This is a genomic window from Bacillus sp. AFS040349 (assembly GCF_002577655.1).
Lineage (GTDB): Bacteria > Bacillota > Bacilli > Bacillales > Bacillaceae > Metabacillus.
Genome location: NZ_NUMC01000014.1, coordinates 1 through 17294 on the forward strand (window position 1 = coordinate 1; position 17294 = coordinate 17294).

Genomic DNA, 17294 nt, shown 5'->3' on the forward strand with positions numbered 1-17294 from the left:
AAATCTTTTGACACTACCAAAATTAATAAGTGATAAAACCGAAAGGGATCTTTTCTCAATCTTTGCTCATTCATAGGTATGTTGCGAACAAGCAACTTATGCCTTTTAAACAAAAATATTGAAGGAGAAGCTAAATGATTACAATTACTTTAGAAGAAGTAACAAAGGATAAAATGAAAAAGGTGCAAGAAATTGTCCTCTCGAACAAAATCTACAATGCTTTAGAAAATGGGAAGGAAACTCGATCAATGAAGATCAATGAAAGAAATGAAGGAAGAGTTTCTGAACCCAGCTACATATAGCTATTTTATAAAAGCTGATCAAGACTACATTGGCTTAATCGACTATTTACCTGAAAACCCGAAGGACCACTATCCTTGGCTGGGATTGCTTATGATTCATGAACAGTGGAAAGGAAAGGGCTTTGGAAAAAGAGCTTATCACCTTTTTGAGCAAAGTATTAAAAATTCAGGAAAGCAAGCAATCAGACTAGGTGTATTAACAAACAATAGGGATGCAAAAATCTTTTGGGAATCATTGGGATTTATCTATTATGAGACGAAGCCGTTTAAAGATGGAAGAGAAGTAGATTGCTATGAGAAAAAATTAAAAAACTGACTCATGGACAGTAACGTAGTTTAAATAAGCGGAGTTTTTCCGGTTAGATTGAAGCATTGAACACAGTTGGGAGATATAACCGGAATTTCTCCGGTTAAGCAAAGTAAAATTGCCCATTTTCATCCTTTTTAATGAAATAGGCGGAATCTTTCCACCTATTTCACCTTTTTTTCGTGATAATTCCTCTTTAAGAGGAATTTATCCGTTTATCTTCTGGAGATTCTTTAAGATCTGAATATCACTTTTATAGGTGCTGATCTTGGTATAAAAAATGCTTGGAGCATATTTGTCTCCAAGCATTTTTCTTTTCTAATATACTTGCCAAATTGCTTTTTAATCCAAGTGCAATAATTAAACAAAAGCAATGTTAATTCGAATTTGTACTTCAAAAACCGAGCTTGTTACAATCACAGAGTCAGTTTTTTACTTATTAAACCGAAAAATAATCATTCAATTTAGAAGTACTTAAGATGTTTCCAACGAAGAAAGAACCAAACTCTCCGTAACGAGCACTAACTTCATCAAATCTCATTTCATAAACAAGCTTTTTGAACTGAAGAACATCTTCAGCGAAAAGAGTAACTCCCCACTCATAATCATCAAAGCCCACAGAGCCTGTGATGATTTGCTTTACTTTACCAGCGTAAGAACGACCAATTAAGCCGTGGCTTTTCATCATATCGCGGCGCTCTTCCATTGAAAGCATATACCAGTTGTCATTGCCTTGACGGCGCTTATCCATAGGATAGAAACAAGCGTATTTTGCTTCTGGTAGTTTTGGATAAAGACGAGCACGAACATGTGGATTTTGATAAGGATCTTCATTGCTTTCACCAGCTAAGTAATTACTTAGCTCAACAACAGAAACATAAGAATAAGCAGGAATCGTAAATTCAGCAAGAGTTGTTTTATTAAACTCAAGCTCAATTTCAGTTAGCTCTTCCATTGTTGGACGCAGAATCATCATCATGAAATCTGCTTTTTGACCAGTAATGGAATAAAGAGCATGACTTCCTTGCTCCGCATCTTGGGCAACGCCCCATTTTTCTAGTAAACCTAAAAACTCATTGATGGCAGCCTCACGCTCATCATTAGATAACAGCTTCCAAGCAGACCAATCAACAGTACGGAAATCATGTAAACAATACCAGCCATCCAAGGTTTGTGCTGCTTCACTCATATATATTCACTCCTATTTATGAATTCGTTATGTACACATTTACTATATCATATCTTGTCCATTTCACCATGGTAATAAAACTTGAACAACAAAGAGTAAATTCTTAGGATTAGTGGAAAACTCCAAAAGTGGAAGCGAAGAATTTAACAGATTTTTTTGAAATTAAAAAAATTTAGATGTAAGCGTTACAGTGTGACAGAACGGTTTGAAATTAAGAATAAGTGGAGTATCCTAGTTAAGGAAGCATTTCTCTTACATACTCAAGGAGGTTTTTTTGTGTCAGATTTATTTGCGACATTAAAAGAAAAAGTTAAAGGACAAGGAATTAAAATTGTTTTTCCTGAAGGTTTAGATGAACGAATTTTAACAGCTGTAAACCGTTTAGCTGGTGAAGGAATTCTGCAACCAATCTTAGTTGGTAACGAGCAGGAAGTAACAAATAAAGCAAAAGAATTAAACTTAACTTTAGACGGTGTAAACATTTATGATCCAAAAAACTATGCAGAAATGGACGAGCTGGTTGCTGCATTTGTTGAAAGAAGAAAAGGAAAAGCAACGGAAGAAGATGCACGCAAAATCCTTTTGGATGAAAATTACTTTGGAACAATGCTTGTTCATCTAGGAAAAGCTCACGGACTTGTAAGTGGTGCAGCACACTCTACAGCTGACACTGTACGTCCAGCTCTTCAAATTATCAAAACAAAAGAAGGCATCAAAAAAACATCAGGTGTTTTCATCATGGTACGTGAAGATGAAAAATACGTTTTTGCCGATTGTGCAATCAATATTGCTCCAGATAGTCAGGATCTTGCAGAAATCGCAATCGCAAGTGCAGAAACAGCGAAAATGTTTAACATTGATCCACGTGTAGCCATGCTAAGCTTCTCAACAAAAGGATCAGCAAAATCACCAGAAACAGAAAAAGTGTCACAAGCTGTTGAAATCGCAAAAGGCCTTGACTCTAGCATCGTACTGGACGGCGAATTCCAATTCGACGCAGCATTTGTACCTTCAGTAGCTGAAAAGAAAGCACCAGACTCAGTGATCAAAGGTGATGCAAACGTATTTGTCTTCCCAAGCCTTGAAGCTGGAAACATCGGCTACAAAATCGCTCAACGCTTAGGAAACTTCGAAGCAGTCGGCCCAATCCTACAAGGATTAAACAAACCAGTAAACGACCTATCACGCGGCTGTAACGCAGAAGATGTTTACAAATTAGCGTTAATCACAGCTGCACAAGCTTAAAAGATGAATGATGAGACGTGAATTCTATTAAAGGATTTGCGTCTTTATTATTTGGGGGGAAGATTGTGAGGGAGATGGTAAACGACAAAATGGAGAGAGATTAGAGAGGAAATGTCGTTCATATTTGCAATGAAGACTAAAATAGCAGGTGATCAAAAGGGAAACAGTCTTCATACTCATGATGAAGACCAAAAGCGCAAGAATAAACCGAGAAAACGTACTTCATAACCATAACCAAACCATAACCAAAGTTTGAAAACCCCATCCACCACCCTTACCCTTTCACATCACAAACCTATTCATTTTTGAATAACAACAAGTACACTCACTATTGTAAGCTTATACACCCAAAACTCCTATGTTAGAAAACATAACATCAAACATGCACTCAAAAATCCTATATTGCAAGATGATACAAGGGGCAAATTAGAATTTGCAACAACACTATCCCTAACTTGGCATGGTATTTGCATTAAAACTAGTAAGCTATCAAAAAACAAGGAGTGATTATTATTAAGGACTTATTTATAAACGGACAGTGGTTGGCCGGAGAGGGAACTCAGCGGACGGTTATAAATCCAGCGAAGGGTGAGGTCATCACTACAGTAAATGAAGCTAGTAGCGAGCAAACAATTCATGCAATATCAGCAGCTAGACAGGCTTTTGATCAATCTGATTGGGCGACAAATCTAGAAAAGCGTACCGCAGCATTAACTCATTTAGCCCAACTATTGGAAGAGTCAAAAAATGAGTTTGCTAAAATCGAATCGGAAAATACAGGAAAACCCTTCCGAGAAGCAGAGATCGATGTGGAAGATGGTGTTAGCTGTATTCGTTATTACGCTAAATTAATTCGTGAAACGAAGCCTCAAAAAATAGAAATGAGTGATGGAACGGTAAGTGAGGTCATTCAAGAACCAATTGGTGTTTGTGGGTTAATTGTACCTTGGAATTTTCCACTTTTACTAGGGTTGTGGAAGCTGGCACCAGCATTGGCAGCAGGAAACACAGTTGTGTTTAAACCTTCTGAAGTAACTCCATTATCTTTTCTAAAGTTGACAGAATTAATTGCTGAAACAGATATTCCTAAAGGAGTGTTTAACTTAATCCTTGGAGATGGTGCTGTTGGAGTGACCGTCGTTGAAAGTGAGGATGTTGATAAGATCTCCTTTACAGGCAGCTCGATCACAGGCAAAAAAATTAATGAACAGTGTGCAAGTTCTCTCAAACGGGTATCTTTGGAGCTCGGTGGAAAATCTCCTCTAATCATCTTGGCTGATGCCGAGCTTGAGAAGGCTGTTGAGTGGGCTATGTTTGGAGCTTTTTTTAATCAAGGAGAAGTATGTGTGGCATCTTCAAGAATTCTTGTTGATGAAAAAATATATGAAGAATTTCTACAAAAGTTTGTTGAGTACACATCTAACATTAGAATTGGCGACCCGGAGCAAGAGCAAACGGAACTAGGCTCATTAGTGTCGGCTCAGCATTTAGAAAAAGTCCAGCACTATATATCGACCGGTCTGGAAGAAGGGGCGAACATTGCTTATGGAGGAAAAAGAATCGAACGTCCAGGTTACTTTATCGAGCCGACGATTTTCACAAATGTCGAGCAGCAAATGAAAATTGTTCAGGATGAAATATTTGGTCCTGTTGTAACGGTTCAAACCTTTAAAAATGAAGAAGAAGCAATTCAACTGGCAAATGGGACAAAATTTGGTTTAGCAGGAGGAATTTTATCCTCTGACGCACAAAAGGCAAGGGAAATTGCCTCGAAAATTAAGGCGGGTACAATCTGGATTAATAGCTACCATACTCCTTATATTGAAGCGCCATGGGGAGGATTTAAACAAAGTGGTATTGGCAGAGAGTTGGGTCCACAAGGCTTAGCTTCATTCACAGAAACAAAGCATGTAAATATATCAGAAAGAGTCGGGCAGCTTGGTTGGTATAGCTTTAAAAATAACTAATTTTAAGGGGATGAGTGCATGGCAAAGGTTTTAGAGGGATTTGGAAGAGACAGTATTTTACCAACAAAGAATAATGAAAGAACCATGGGTTTGTTTAGTACGTTTGCCCTTTGGCTCGCAGCCAATGTTGTCATTACGTCAGTTATGACGGGGATGATGTTTTTACCTGATATTTCGTTCAAAGATGCTGTTATTGCTATTTTACTAGGCTCTGCAATTGGAGCTATACCACTAGCAATGACAGGCTTAATTGGAACGCGTACAGGACTTCCTACGATGGTCATTACGAGAGCTTCTTTCGGTCAAAAAGGAGCTGTTCTCCCGGCTATTGTTAATACGATTATCTTGGTTGGCTGGAGCTGGATTCAGGCTTATATGGCGGGACTGAGCTTAAACTATGCTGTGAATTATGCATTTGGTTATAGCAATATTAATCTATTTGTTATTCTTACGGAAATCCTTGTTGTTGCAATTACGATCTATGGTCATAAAGGCGTAGAAAGTATTGAAAAATATGTGTCTATTGCAATGCTAATTTTGTCTGCACTCGTTTTTTATAAATTATTTACAAGCTATGATGCCGGGGCACTTGTCACGATGACACTAAGTGAAAATCCAGCTCTAACAGCTGTTATCGCGTTTGATATCGTTGTGGCAACAGCATTTTCTTGGATGTCATCTGTTTGTGATTTTAATCGTTATTGTAAAGATGGGAAAAAAGGGATGATCGGTACATTCGCTGGTTATGTAGTAGCTTCTTTAATTGCAATGGGGATGGGAGCTGCGGTTAGTGGATTTAGTATTATAAATGGAATGGAACAAACATATGACCCAACTGTATTATTGACTCAATATGGATTTGGATTAGTGGCTTCGATTGTTGTTTTCTTCTCAGTTTTATCAACAAATGTTATGGCTTTATACAGCGCGACCATGTCATTTATGAATGTTTTCACGAAGTTTGGCTTTTGGAAGCCTGGCTTAATTTTAGGGATAATCTGTACACTTGGTGCGTTAATGAAAGAAGCATTAATGACAAATTTCTTTGATTTTGTCCTGCTAATTGCAACACTTTTTATCCCAGTATTTGCAATCGTAATTGTTGACTTCTTCATTTTGAAAAAAGGCCGTTATGATGCGGAGGAGCTTGTGTCAAACACGAAAAAATTATATCAATACCAAAGCGGAATCAACTATGTTGCGTATGTATCTTACATTGCTGGAGCAATATTTGCCTTTTATTTCACTTACATTAAACCATTAAGTGTAGGATCCACTATTTTAACATTTGTTTTCTCTGGAGTTGTATACGGGGCATTCATGTATGCAACAAAGCAGGTAACAAAGCCGAACTTAACAGATGAAGTATCAAATACGAGATTGGATGTGTAAGAGTCAGGATGAACATAGGGATTGTGCAATCACAATATACGAATGGAAATAAACAAAAAAATCTGGAGAAAATGGTCGAGCAAGTAAAATCATGTAAAAATAAATATCAGAATGTTGAAATAATTATATTTCCTGAGCTGTGTTCAACAGGTTATTTTTTAACAAAAGAATTACTAGATGTAGCTGATTCTGCAGATGGAGAACATTTTCAAATCATGTCAGAGGTCGCAAAACAAGAAGAAATCACCATTGCTTACGGGTATGTTGAAAAAGGAGACACTAACATGATCTATAACTCTTTAATGGTGACTAACTCATATGGTGACAAAATCGCAAACTACCGAAAAATTCATTTAACCCCCCTTGAAAAGAAGTTTTTTACAGCAGGATCAGAAATAGTGGTTGTAGAATCTGAAATAGGAAAGTTTGGTTTGATGACATGTTGGGACCTAGCTTTTCCTGACTTAGCAAAGGCTCTAGCTCAAAAAGGGGCAGAAGTGATTCTTGCCCCAAGTGCATGGGAATCTCCACATCATGAGCCTTATGAACTGTTTGCGAGGGCTAGAGCCATTGATTATACAGTCTTTATAGCAACCTGTAACCATATTGGCCTTTCTAATGATCTTGATTTTTTTGGAAAATCAGCCATTTATGGGCCAGATGGCAAAGTAATGGTCAAATCAGAGGAAAAGGAAGAAGCGATTTTATTCGCATCACTTGATACTGACCAAAGAAAAGAGCTTCAAGAGTCTTTTTTCACCATGCAAGCAGACTTTCGCGATGATTTATTCAAAAGGTAGGAGATAAACATGAAAAAGGTCGTTGATCTATCCATATCCATTACAGAACAAACCCCAATCTATCCGGGGGACCCAGAGCCATCACTGAAGCCTGCTGCGACATTTGAACGAGACGGCTACAATGTTAGTTTATTAAAAATTGGCTCACACACTGGAACACATGTTGATGCCCCGTATCACTTTAATAACGATGGTCAAAAAATTGATGAGGTGCCGCTTCGGCAGTTTATGGGCAGAGGAATTTTGTTTGATGTAACGGGCAAAAACAAAAAAGAGGCCATTATATTAGAAGATATTATGGAGAAGTTACATCATTGTCAGGCAGGAGATATTGCCTTATTTCATACAGGCTGGTCAAAATATCTTGGTCAGCCAGCTTATTATGAACATCCTTATCTAAAGCCTGAGGTCATCGTGGAGTTATTAAGTAGAGGGATAAAAACCTTCTTTATCGATGCTTTAAATATTGATCCACCAGATGGAAGCTCGTTTGAGGGACATGATTTAATCACAAAGGTGAATGGAATCATCGGGGAAAACTTCACAAACTTTGCTCTCATTGATTTTCAAAATCCATTCATTATTGCATTGCCGTTAAAGTTAAAGGGGATTGATGGATCCCCCGTACGCGCAATTGCGATTCAAATGGAAGAATAGATAGGTTGGGGATAGTGGTCCCTGACCTTTTTTTATTTCGAGGGATGAAAAACAAATAGACTGACTATTCAAAAATGAATATACTATACATAGATGAATAACCAAATCTAAAAGAGGTGGTGATACGATGAAGCAAGCTGTGAGCACAACTACTGATGCAGAAGAAATTTTAAACTCCCTAAAAGATGATTTGCTTGTCACAACGGAACAAGGAGTAATTTTGCGCGCCACACAAGCAACAGCAGAAATCTACCAAATTCCTTATGAAAAGCTAATTGGCCGTACAGTTTATGAGCTGGAAAGTGAAGGAATATTTTCTCCTGCCATCACCCCGATTGTGTTGAAGAAAAAGGAAAAAGTAACGATTGTCCAAAGCACAAATAAAGGAAAAAAGCTCTTAGTCACAGGCATTCCTGTTGTGGACAAAAGGGGTGAAATTCACCGAGTTGTTAGTTACTCACACGACGTAACGGAACTATTAACGATGAAAAGCTATTTATCAAAAATGGAAGATGAAATGACGCGTGTGAAAGACGAGATTCAATCGTTAAAGAAGGAACATCTCTCTGCAGATGGCCTAATTGCTGAGGATAAAAAAATGAAAATGACGCTGCAAATGGCGAAGCAGGTGTCAGATGTTGATGTGAATGTTTTATTGTTAGGAGAGTCTGGTGTTGGAAAATCGTTAATTGCCAAATACATACATAACCTAAGTCCTCGAAAGAAAAAGCCATTTATCGAGGTGAATTGCGGGGCCATTCCCCAATCCTTATTCGAAGCGGAGTTCTTTGGTTATGAAGCTGGCTCCTTTACCGGTGCAAATAGAAGTGGAAAAATGGGCCTTGCAGAGCTAGCAGAAGGTGGAACGCTTTTTCTAGATGAAGTAGGCGAGCTTTCTCTTGAAAATCAAGTAAAGCTTTTAAAACTCATTCAAGAAAAGCAGTTTTACCGCGTAGGTGGGACAAAACTAAGAAAAGTGGATTTCCGATTGCTTGCTGCAACAAATCAACATCTTCAAGAGTTGGTCGAGCAAAAGCTATTTCGAGAAGATTTATATTTTCGGCTAAATGTTGTACCGATTCATGTTCCGTCGTTACAGGAACGAAGCGGAGATCTTGTGCCACTTATCTATTATTTTTTAGATTATTTTTCTCAAAAATATCATCGAACAAGAGAATTGGATGATGCCGTCATGGAGCATCTAATCACCCATAAATGGAAGGGCAATGTTCGCGAGTTAATGAACTTAATAGAGCGGCTCGTTGTGACTACTCCAAGTCAGTTAATTTCTGTAGATAATTTGCCAGAATCCTACCGATCAGAAAGCAATTCTGACATTGTTTATCATTTAGAAAGTAACTCGTTAAAAGAAATTTTGGAAAAAGTCGAGAGTAAGGTGTTTCAACAGGCAAAGGAAAAATTTATCACCACCACAAAAATCGCTGAAAAGCTTGGTATCAGTCAACCAACAGCGGTGAGAAAGTTAAAAAAATATCACATAGATTAATAGGTGGCACGGATTTTGCATGACAGATAATGTCATGCTTTTTTCAATTTGTTCATATTAAAACTTAAGATAAAAAGGAGTCGGTTCACAATGTATCAACCAAAAGATTCTTCCCAATCACCGCGTTTTTCTGGAATTCGAACATTTATGAGATTAGAACTTCTTCCAACAACAGATTCTGTTGATTTTGTTGTGGTTGGTGTACCTTTTGATACAGCAGCCACAAACCGAGTGGGGGCACGTTACGGCCCGCAGCATATTCGTAATTTTTCTGTTTTATTAAGACCTTATAATCCTGATCAGGATATTAATATTTTTGATTATTGCTCTGGTGTGGATTACGGTGATATTGATATTGTTCCTGGTAATGTGCTGAGAACGTATGACAGAATGCAGCAAGGATTAAAACCGATTTTAGATAAAGGAGTTGTGCCGATTATTTTAGGAGGAGACCATTCCATTTCATTAGGAAATTTACGTGCTTTTCATGAAAAATATGGCCCGGTTGCATTGGTTCATTTTGATTCACATGGTGATACGTGGGATCATTATTATGGTGAAAAATATACACACGGAACACCATTCCGTCGTGCAGTTGAGGAAGGGTTACTAGATGTGGATCATTCCATTCAAATCGGAATGCGCGGTCCTTTATATGGTCCAGGTGATATCCAGGATGCTAAAGACTTAGGCTTTGAAGTAATCACGATGAGTGAAACAAGGAAGCTCGGTCAAGAAGAGGTCATTCGTCGTATTCACGAACGAGTAGGAAAAGATCGACCTGTTTTTGTAACCTTTGATATTGATTTTGTGGACCCTGCTTATGCACCTGGTACTGGTACGCCAGAGGTGGCAGGTCCAACGAGTCACGAAGCATTAGAATATGTGAGAGCACTTGACGGTCTTAATTTAGTTGGATTTGATCTTGTTGAAGTGCTTCCTGCCTATGATCATGGAGAAATCACTGCTGCATTGGCATCAGCTGTAGCATTTGAGATGATTAGCTTAGTTGCGTTAAAAAAACGAAGATTAGCAGAAGGAGCTTCAGAAGAACAAGTAGAGGTGAATAACGGGATTTGGAAATGAAAATGAGGATAGAATGAAGACTAATAGTGGTATAATGAATGAACGAAACTGTTTTAAGGAGTAATTCATCATGACCAATCTATTACCTTCCTCTTTAATCCATCAGCCACAGTGGAGGATCATTGATCAATCAAGCCTGGGACCGCAATTTGATGCGAAGCACTCGTTTGCAATTGACGACACTTTGTGTGCAAGTGTTGGAAAAAATGAGTCACCAGCAACGGTGAGAACGTGGGTGCATCATAAAACGATTGTGCTGGGAATACAAGATACCAAGCTTCCATATTTAGAGGAAGGTGTACAATTTCTCAAAAACCAAGGATATCATGTGATTGTTCGAAATTCTGGAGGCCTTGCAGTTGTATTAGACAAGGATGTATTAAATATATCGCTTATTTTTCCTGATAGTGAAAAAGGAATTGATATTGATCGCGGCTATGATGCGATGCTTGATTTAATTAAACTGATGCTGAAAAAATACGATGCCAATATTGAAGCACGTGAAATTGTTGGCTCTTATTGTCCTGGCAGCTATGATTTAAGTATAAACGGTAAGAAATTTGCAGGAATATCGCAAAGAAGACTGCGCGGTGGAGTTGCTGTTCAGATTTATCTTTGTGTAACAGGGAGCGGCGAAGAAAGAGCTGACCTTATTCGTCAGTTTTATGAGCTTTCTTTAAGAAATGAACAAACGAAGTTTACGTTTCCAGTGATTAAACCGGAAACGATGTCTTCACTTAGTGATTTACTTCAAGTAGAGCTAACGGTTGAAAAGATGTTGTATGAACTGCTACTTACGTTGAAGGAACATAGTCAGGAGCTAATTTCATCTTCTCTTACAGTGGATGAGCAGCTTCTATTTCAACAAAATTTGGTGCGAATGATCGATCGCAATGAAAAAGTATTTAAGAGTTAGCTGACTTACTCAGCTAACTCTTTTTCGTATGCATCTAGTTTTTCTAGTATTCTTCTTTTCCGGTACAACATAATTGCTGTTTCTGATAAATCGTGAATCATAGAGCGATTTGTTAGTGCCCCGAATACGATGCCTGCGATTGGAACCATTTGAAGTAGTTTTTTCCACCCAAATTGATCGCGGTATGTGTAAACAACCTCACGCCAGCCTTGAAGCTGTGAAATCATTTCATTATTTGTGCTTTCACTTCGTTTGTAGAATGATGATAATTCATTTAATATCGCCTGTTTTCCAACAATATCGGCAGAAGAAAACTGAAGGCATTTTACAATGAAAATCCGTTCCTCGCGTTTACTAGGATCATATCCATATGTGATTGCTATTTCTTGAAGCGTTTTTAAGGAAAGACCGAGTAGAACAGGAATATCAATGGCGAGGGTGAAAATTCCGCCAACCCCTGTTGTAGCTCCTTGAATGGTCGCGAGCTTGCTTCGATTTGACTTTAACTCTGCGCCTACTTCATCCATCGTTGAGAGGGGAAGAGTGGAAATGTCGGTAAGTGTTAAAGCTTCGTTACCAGCCTTCTTTCTCAGCTTTCCTAACACAAGTTTTTCCTGTGTTAAATATTGTCCACCTGTTTGGACGAATTGCCCTAATTCATCTAAAAGAACACCAATCTTTTTTTGAATAAAAGCTGGAGTGATTTTATCTAATAGCTTAAAAGGAAGGCGACCAATTCGCTCCCAAAACCAAACCCCTTTTTGATCCTGCTCCCATTTTTCAATGATCTTTAATTCTGATTGCAGCCAATATTGATTTTCCATGTTAAACCAACCTTTTCACTTGATATGATCACTATATACGAATGAAGATTCAATAGAGTTTCATGAAAGTTTTATAAAATGTAAAAAGACGTGGTTATCACGTCTTCAACTAGAACTATTCAGCCATTTTCTCTAAATTTCCATTGCGATCCATTTTAAATGTAGTTGGCACTGTGCGGTCTTCTTCATCAAATAGAACAAGCTTTCTCGCGCGGTTCATGATTTTCATTAATGTTTCATAGTCTTCTTGAACGGTAACGGTGTCTTGTTCTAATCTGTTCACTTTCTTTTGTAGTTCATCATTTTGTGAAGAAAGCTCTTGAACTTCACGCTTTAAACGAAGGTTTTCACTTTTTAATGCTTCTGATTGAACGCTGCTTGTTTTATAAGACTGCAAGAATGCAATAACTGAATCCATTGTTAATCTATTAGTTGTAGCTTGAGTTTGGTGGGTGGCAACAGGTTGTTTTACTGGTGCTGGTTGTGCTTGTTTTGTAAATGATGTTGATACATCTTCATCTGCAGGCATTACCTCTGCCATATGGCTTTCTAAAGCAGACATTGACATCATTGATTGCTCTTCTTGTTCATCGAAATCTTCTATATCTCCAGAAGGAGAATCTGGTGTATAAAGTAATTGCTTTTTAACAGGTTGTCCTTTTCCTAAAGCTCTCATTCTTTGTTTACGTTGTTTTTTCGCTAGTTGCAATGCTTTTTCATAGTCGTGACGAACTACAGCATTCCAGCGGAACCCACATGCAGCAGAAGTACGATTTAACTTATCTCCAACTTCTTCAAATGCATTTAACTGTGTGCTGCCTTCACGAACATGTCGTAAAACGGTTTCGGCTAGTAATAAATCATTCTCTTCTGACCATGCGTCTTGTCTTTGTTTCATAAATGTCCAACTCCCTATGTGAAATAAATATTGTTTACTATTAACTGTTACTAAGCATGGACAAGAATGACTTGTTTTATACAATTTTCTTAAGAGGATAGTAGATTTTTTCAAAAACAAATAAATATCCCTGTAAATTGCTGTGAAAATTGGTGACTATCTTTCATTTTTATAATCTACTATAACCATTTTTACTCATGTTTATAAAATGAAATGGAAAATGCAACCGCAGGAGGAAATGAAATATGACAAGAGCCTAGCTTCAGCGTACTTGCATCACAGGTCGAATCAAGGTAAAATGTCTCTTAGTGAAAAAACGGTAGAATTGTACCGTTCGAATAGAAGGGACTGGATAATCGATGGCAAATGAATTTCGAATTTGTGATGATTGTCAAGCAACAAACATTAAAACACTCATACCAAAATTAAAAAAAATAGATTCAGAAGCTACAATAGACATTGCATGTCAATCTTACTGTGGACCAGGCAGAAAAAAAGCATTCGCCTTTGTTAACAACCGTCCACTAGCTGCACTAACAGAAGACGAACTCATCGAAAAGATCGAAAAGAAATTGGGAAAATAACATCACCTTGTGTTAAATGCATGGTGATGTTTTTGTTTGGGGACTGGGTTTTGTGGTGCCTGTCACTCCCCGAAGTTTGTCGAACGGATTTCCGAATTATGGGTGGGATTGTCGAATGGAACCCGATATAATAGATGATGTAGTGATGAGAGAAAGATTAGGTATTAGTGATTAAGTTAGAACGGAAGTGGAAGACAATGAAAAATAGAAAGTTGTCTGAAGAAAAGGTATTTAAGGATCCCGTTCACCGCTATATTCATGTACGTGATAAGCTCATTTGGGATCTGATCGGTACGAAGGAATTTCAGCGTTTAAGAAGAATACGTCAATTAGGGACAACCTATCTAACCTTTCATGGTGCTGAGCATAGTCGATTTAACCATTCATTAGGTGTTTATGAAATTGTGCGCAGAATCGTTGATGATGTTTTTAAAGGAAGACCGGAATGGGATGATGAAGAAAGGCTGTTATGCCTTTGTGCGGCTTTATTACATGATTTAGGTCATGGTCCGTTTTCTCACTCATTCGAAAAGGTATTCCACCTTGATCATGAAGATTTTACTCAGATGATTATACTAGGAGATACTGAGGTAAACTCAGTGTTAAAAGAAGTGGAAGAAGATTTTCCTAAAAAGGTCGCAGAGGTTATTGCCAAAACCTATGAAAAGAAACAGGTTGTTAGTTTAATATCTAGCCAGATTGATGCTGATCGTATGGATTATCTGCAACGTGATGCTTATTACACTGGTGTTAGCTATGGCCACTTTGATATGGAACGGATTTTACGGGTAATGAGACCGCGTGAGGATCAGGTTGTCATTAAAAGCAGTGGTATGCATGCCGTTGAAGATTACATTATGAGCCGATATCAAATGTATTGGCAGGTGTATTTTCACCCGGTTACGCGCAGTGCTGAAGTGATTTTAACCAAAATCCTTCATCGTGCAAAACAACTCCACCAAGAGTTTTATACCTTCAAACATGATCCTATTCATTTTTATTCCTTATTTGAAGAAGAGCTAACTCTTCAGGATTACTTAAAGCTGGATGAATCCATTATTTTGTATTATTTCCAAGCTTGGCAAGATGAAGACGATCTTATATTACGTGACTTATGCTGTCGTTTTATGAACCGTCAGCTCTTTAAATATGTGGAGTTCAATCCAAATGTCCAAATGATGACACTAATGGAGCTTACAACTCTATTTAAAAAGGCTGGAATTGATCCGGAGTACTATCTTGTAGTAGATTCCTCCTCAGATCTGCCTTATGATTTTTACCGTCCAGGTGAAGAAGAGGAACGGTTACCTATTCATTTATTAATGTCTAACGGTGATTTGCGAGAATTATCAAGAGAATCAGAGATTGTGGATGCTATTTCTGGAAAAAGAAGAACGGACCATAAATTATATTTTCCATTGGACTTATTAGAAGACTTTTCAACGAAAAAAGCTGCTAAGAAGAAGATTCTTGAGTTACTGAACTTAGATAAAAAGAAAGAGGAATGATCACGTCCTCATCTTGAGACTAAACATAAATTTTTTAACGATGAAACAAAGAAAGAGTTAGGAGATGACGGGGCATTGATGAAAGAACATGCAAAGCTGATGAAGGTTATTTCATCTGCTGGGGAAATCATTGGTCGGAAAAAACTGCAAAAAATGATTTATATTGCAAAAAAGATTGATCTGCCTTTTTATGAAAAATACAATTTCCACTTTTACGGACCATATTCAGAAGAGCTTACTTTACGAATTGAAGAGCTTTGCAACCTAGGCTTTTTAGAGGAAGTTCATGAAAAAAAGGGTGGATATTTTCAATACAGATATTCCTTAACAGATACAGGAAGTGAATTTCTCGGACACTATGACCTGGACATGCCACCACTCAAGGAATGTATGCTAAACTTAAATGAACAAAGTTCTCGCTTTTTAGAATTAGTCTCAACCGTTTTATACTTTGAAGGACTAACAGAAGAAGAAGTGAAGGAAAAAGTATTCACGCTAAAAAGCAAGCAGCGCTATACAGAAGAAGAAATCGCTGATGCATATGAATATATTAAATCGATTAAAAACCTTGTGAAAAATGAGGCCGTCAAAAATTAATATTTTTGGCGGTTTTTTTATCATCTATTAACGGGCGTGTCTTTTTCATTTTAGGCTAAATATAGTATACTTTAGTCGAACATCTAGTATGTAACATGTTAAGCTAGAAGAATAATGAATCCTCAAGATCTTTCATATAATAGAGTGATTCCTACATACTTTAAAAACCAAAGGGGTTAAAAATGAACGACTTTAGTAGCTTTTTAGCGTTTCCGTTAGAAGTGTTTCCATATGTAATCATTACACTTATGGTGGCTTTTACTCTCCATGAATTTGCTCATGCCTATGTGGCTTATAAATTCGGTGATCCGACGGCAGAGCGGCAGGGGAGATTAACACTAAATCCACTGGCCCATTTAGATCCATTTGGTACGATCCTTATTTTTATAGCAGGATTCGGTTGGGCAAGACCTGTTCCGGTAAATCGTTACTTTTTCAAACGTCCACGCCTGGCAGGTGTGTTGGTTTCCATCGCTGGTCCGTTAAGTAACTTGGTGCTTGCTTTTATAGGAACAGCCATTTGGTATATATTATTAACAACGAATGCTGTTTCTGCACTGCCAGACAATATGGTAACAAGCCTTGAACAGTTTTTTAATATTTTTGTGTCTCTTAATGTGATTTTATTTATTTTTAATTTGCTTCCGTTTCCACCACTGGATGGATACAGAATTATCGAAGATTTAGCACCAACACATATCCGCTCAAAGATGACACAGTATGAGAGCTATGGAATCATTATTTTCTTAATCCTTGTGATTACACCATTAGATGCGTATATTATTCAACCAATATTTGAAGTAGGAAGAGCAATCGTGATGAACACATTCCACTTTTTGCTTAGTCCTTTATTGTAAAAACAAGTTAGGAGGTCCAATATGGAAGAAAAAAAGAAAAAAAGCATTGGCTTTAATATTATAAAAAGTGATCCAACAGACGGACATGGCGGCTTCGGTGTTGGAGCGCTCAGCCTTGATAATGTCTCACCTGTATTTGTTGATATCGAAGAAGGAGAAGCCTTTGTTGATATTGGCGCGATGCATGCAAGAAGTGTCGTGGAAAAGGGAATCAAGTTTCTTAAAACGAAAGAAGAAGTACCAAATGGTAAACCATATTGGTTAGTTTGGGTGACGATTGACCGCAAAACAGATGGTCCTTATTATGCAGGAGTAACAGCCTGTGAAATGACAGTCGATCGCAGCATCAGAAGAGGATACAAATCACTTCCAGAGCATGTAAACCGTATGGATAAATCGATCAAACGCCATATCATCGTTGATCATATGGATGATCGTTCAAAAGAAATTCTTACAGATTTTCTGAAAAAACATGACCCAAATATGTGGGAGAATTCTGAGCAAAAGTTAAAGGACAATTTGAACACAGCTCATTAAATTTGTCCAAAGTGTGAAAATTACGTGAACAAATAAGTAAATTCTTGTGGTTCACTGGGAAAATTAGTAGACTAGATATACAGTTATAAAACTAGGACATAAAAAACCCCGAGCGACTTGT

18 protein-coding genes are annotated in these 17294 nt (G+C 37.6%); 15 read left to right on the forward strand and 3 right to left on the reverse strand.

Annotated features, from left to right (window positions below; all coding sequences use genetic code 11):
* Positions 1-134 precede the first annotated feature (134 nt).
* Together COD11_RS26655 and COD11_RS03530 are read left to right on the forward strand one after the other, a co-directional pair.
* Positions 135-302 (forward strand): hypothetical protein, encoded by a 168-nt coding sequence (locus COD11_RS26655; RefSeq protein ID WP_176550963.1) that lies wholly within the window; start codon positions 135-137, stop codon positions 300-302.
* Complete coding sequence (locus COD11_RS03530; protein WP_176550964.1) at positions 268-618, forward strand: GNAT family N-acetyltransferase; 351 nt, start codon at positions 268-270, stop codon at positions 616-618. The genes COD11_RS26655 and COD11_RS03530 overlap by 35 nt, the downstream gene beginning before the upstream one ends.
* Before the next feature lie 430 nt (positions 619-1048).
* Here COD11_RS03530 and hemQ read toward each other — a convergent pair whose 3' ends face one another.
* On the reverse strand, positions 1049-1798 hold the full coding sequence (gene hemQ / locus COD11_RS03535) for a hydrogen peroxide-dependent heme synthase (protein WP_098795378.1): 750 nt from the start codon (positions 1796-1798) through the stop codon (positions 1049-1051).
* A gap of 276 nt (positions 1799-2074) precedes the next feature.
* Between hemQ and pta the strand changes: the two genes are divergently transcribed.
* From pta to lipL, 8 genes are all read left to right on the forward strand, one after another.
* Positions 2075-3043 (forward strand): phosphate acetyltransferase, encoded by a 969-nt coding sequence (pta, locus tag COD11_RS03540; protein WP_098795379.1) that lies wholly within the window; start codon positions 2075-2077, stop codon positions 3041-3043.
* 509 nt (positions 3044-3552) lie between these two features.
* Positions 3553-5010, forward strand: coding sequence for an aldehyde dehydrogenase family protein (locus tag COD11_RS03545; RefSeq protein ID WP_442920049.1), 1458 nt, complete (start codon positions 3553-3555; stop codon positions 5008-5010).
* A gap of 18 nt (positions 5011-5028) precedes the next feature.
* Positions 5029-6402, forward strand: coding sequence for a purine-cytosine permease family protein (locus tag COD11_RS03550; protein WP_098795380.1), 1374 nt, complete (start codon positions 5029-5031; stop codon positions 6400-6402).
* An 8-nt stretch (positions 6403-6410) separates the two neighbouring features.
* Positions 6411-7202: a carbon-nitrogen hydrolase family protein gene (locus COD11_RS03555; protein ID WP_098795381.1), complete on the forward strand. Its 792-nt coding sequence runs from the start codon at positions 6411-6413 to the stop codon at positions 7200-7202.
* 3 nt (positions 7203-7205) lie between these two features.
* Positions 7206-7859, forward strand: coding sequence for a cyclase family protein (locus tag COD11_RS03560; protein WP_098795382.1), 654 nt, complete (start codon positions 7206-7208; stop codon positions 7857-7859).
* Positions 7860-7986: 127 nt separating this feature from the next.
* A complete protein-coding gene (locus tag COD11_RS03565; RefSeq protein WP_098795383.1) occupies positions 7987-9366 on the forward strand; it encodes a sigma-54 interaction domain-containing protein in 1380 nt (459 codons plus the stop codon).
* A 90-nt stretch (positions 9367-9456) separates the two neighbouring features.
* The gene (gene speB, locus COD11_RS03570; protein ID WP_098795384.1) at positions 9457-10452 is read left to right on the forward strand and encodes an agmatinase; all 996 of its coding nucleotides are present in this window, start codon (positions 9457-9459) and stop codon (positions 10450-10452) included.
* Between the two features lie 70 nt (positions 10453-10522).
* Positions 10523-11368, forward strand: a complete 846-nt coding sequence (lipL, locus tag COD11_RS03575; RefSeq protein ID WP_098795385.1) for an octanoyl-[GcvH]:protein N-octanoyltransferase — start codon at positions 10523-10525, stop codon at positions 11366-11368.
* A gap of 5 nt (positions 11369-11373) precedes the next feature.
* Here the strand turns inward: lipL and COD11_RS03580 are convergent, their stop codons facing one another.
* Together COD11_RS03580 and COD11_RS03585 are read right to left on the reverse strand one after the other, a co-directional pair.
* Entirely contained in the window at positions 11374-12192 is an 819-nt protein-coding gene (locus COD11_RS03580; RefSeq protein ID WP_098795386.1) for an EcsC family protein, read from the reverse strand.
* A gap of 115 nt (positions 12193-12307) precedes the next feature.
* Positions 12308-13090 carry an RsfA family transcriptional regulator gene (locus COD11_RS03585; protein ID WP_098795387.1) on the reverse strand — a complete coding sequence of 261 codons (783 nt, stop codon included), beginning with the start codon at positions 13088-13090 and terminating at the stop codon, positions 12308-12310.
* Between the two features lie 359 nt (positions 13091-13449).
* Here COD11_RS03585 and COD11_RS03590 point away from each other — a divergent pair, with 359 nt between their 5' ends.
* The 5 genes from COD11_RS03590 to COD11_RS03610 all read left to right on the forward strand — a co-directional run bounded on the left by COD11_RS03590 (position 13450) and on the right by COD11_RS03610 (position 17173).
* Positions 13450-13674, forward strand: coding sequence for a YuzB family protein (locus COD11_RS03590; protein ID WP_098795388.1), 225 nt, complete (start codon positions 13450-13452; stop codon positions 13672-13674).
* A gap of 197 nt (positions 13675-13871) precedes the next feature.
* Positions 13872-15182 carry an HD domain-containing protein gene (locus COD11_RS03595; RefSeq protein WP_098795389.1) on the forward strand — a complete coding sequence of 437 codons (1311 nt, stop codon included), beginning with the start codon at positions 13872-13874 and terminating at the stop codon, positions 15180-15182.
* A 75-nt stretch (positions 15183-15257) separates the two neighbouring features.
* The gene (locus tag COD11_RS03600) at positions 15258-15779 is read left to right on the forward strand and encodes a YwgA family protein (RefSeq protein WP_098795390.1); all 522 of its coding nucleotides are present in this window, start codon (positions 15258-15260) and stop codon (positions 15777-15779) included.
* 182 nt (positions 15780-15961) lie between these two features.
* A complete protein-coding gene (locus tag COD11_RS03605; RefSeq protein ID WP_098795391.1) occupies positions 15962-16636 on the forward strand; it encodes a site-2 protease family protein in 675 nt (224 codons plus the stop codon).
* 21 nt (positions 16637-16657) lie between these two features.
* Positions 16658-17173, forward strand: a complete 516-nt coding sequence (locus COD11_RS03610) for a YwhD family protein (protein ID WP_098795392.1) — start codon at positions 16658-16660, stop codon at positions 17171-17173.
* The last annotated feature ends 121 nt before the right edge of the window (positions 17174-17294 follow it).

What these genes read in the sequence shown, in the direction of transcription:
- COD11_RS26655 (WP_176550963.1), top strand. Translation starts at nt 135, where the DNA reads ATGATTACAATTACTTTAGAAGAAGTAACAAAGGATAAAATGAAAAAG.
- COD11_RS03530 (WP_176550964.1), top strand. Translation starts at nt 268, where the DNA reads ATGAAGGAAGAGTTTCTGAACCCAGCTACATATAGCTATTTTATAAAA.
- hemQ (WP_098795378.1), bottom strand. Translation starts at nt 1,798, where the DNA reads ATGAGTGAAGCAGCACAAACCTTGGATGGCTGGTATTGTTTACATGAT.
- COD11_RS03550 (WP_098795380.1), top strand. Translation starts at nt 5,029, where the DNA reads ATGGCAAAGGTTTTAGAGGGATTTGGAAGAGACAGTATTTTACCAACA.
- COD11_RS03555 (WP_098795381.1), top strand. Translation starts at nt 6,411, where the DNA reads ATGAACATAGGGATTGTGCAATCACAATATACGAATGGAAATAAACAA.
- COD11_RS03565 (WP_098795383.1), top strand. Translation starts at nt 7,987, where the DNA reads ATGAAGCAAGCTGTGAGCACAACTACTGATGCAGAAGAAATTTTAAAC.
- speB (WP_098795384.1), top strand. Translation starts at nt 9,457, where the DNA reads ATGTATCAACCAAAAGATTCTTCCCAATCACCGCGTTTTTCTGGAATT.
- lipL (WP_098795385.1), top strand. Translation starts at nt 10,523, where the DNA reads ATGACCAATCTATTACCTTCCTCTTTAATCCATCAGCCACAGTGGAGG.
- COD11_RS03580 (WP_098795386.1), bottom strand. Translation starts at nt 12,192, where the DNA reads ATGGAAAATCAATATTGGCTGCAATCAGAATTAAAGATCATTGAAAAA.
- COD11_RS03585 (WP_098795387.1), bottom strand. Translation starts at nt 13,090, where the DNA reads ATGAAACAAAGACAAGACGCATGGTCAGAAGAGAATGATTTATTACTA.
- COD11_RS03590 (WP_098795388.1), top strand. Translation starts at nt 13,450, where the DNA reads ATGGCAAATGAATTTCGAATTTGTGATGATTGTCAAGCAACAAACATT.
- COD11_RS03595 (WP_098795389.1), top strand. Translation starts at nt 13,872, where the DNA reads ATGAAAAATAGAAAGTTGTCTGAAGAAAAGGTATTTAAGGATCCCGTT.
- COD11_RS03605 (WP_098795391.1), top strand. Translation starts at nt 15,962, where the DNA reads ATGAACGACTTTAGTAGCTTTTTAGCGTTTCCGTTAGAAGTGTTTCCA.
- COD11_RS03610 (WP_098795392.1), top strand. Translation starts at nt 16,658, where the DNA reads ATGGAAGAAAAAAAGAAAAAAAGCATTGGCTTTAATATTATAAAAAGT.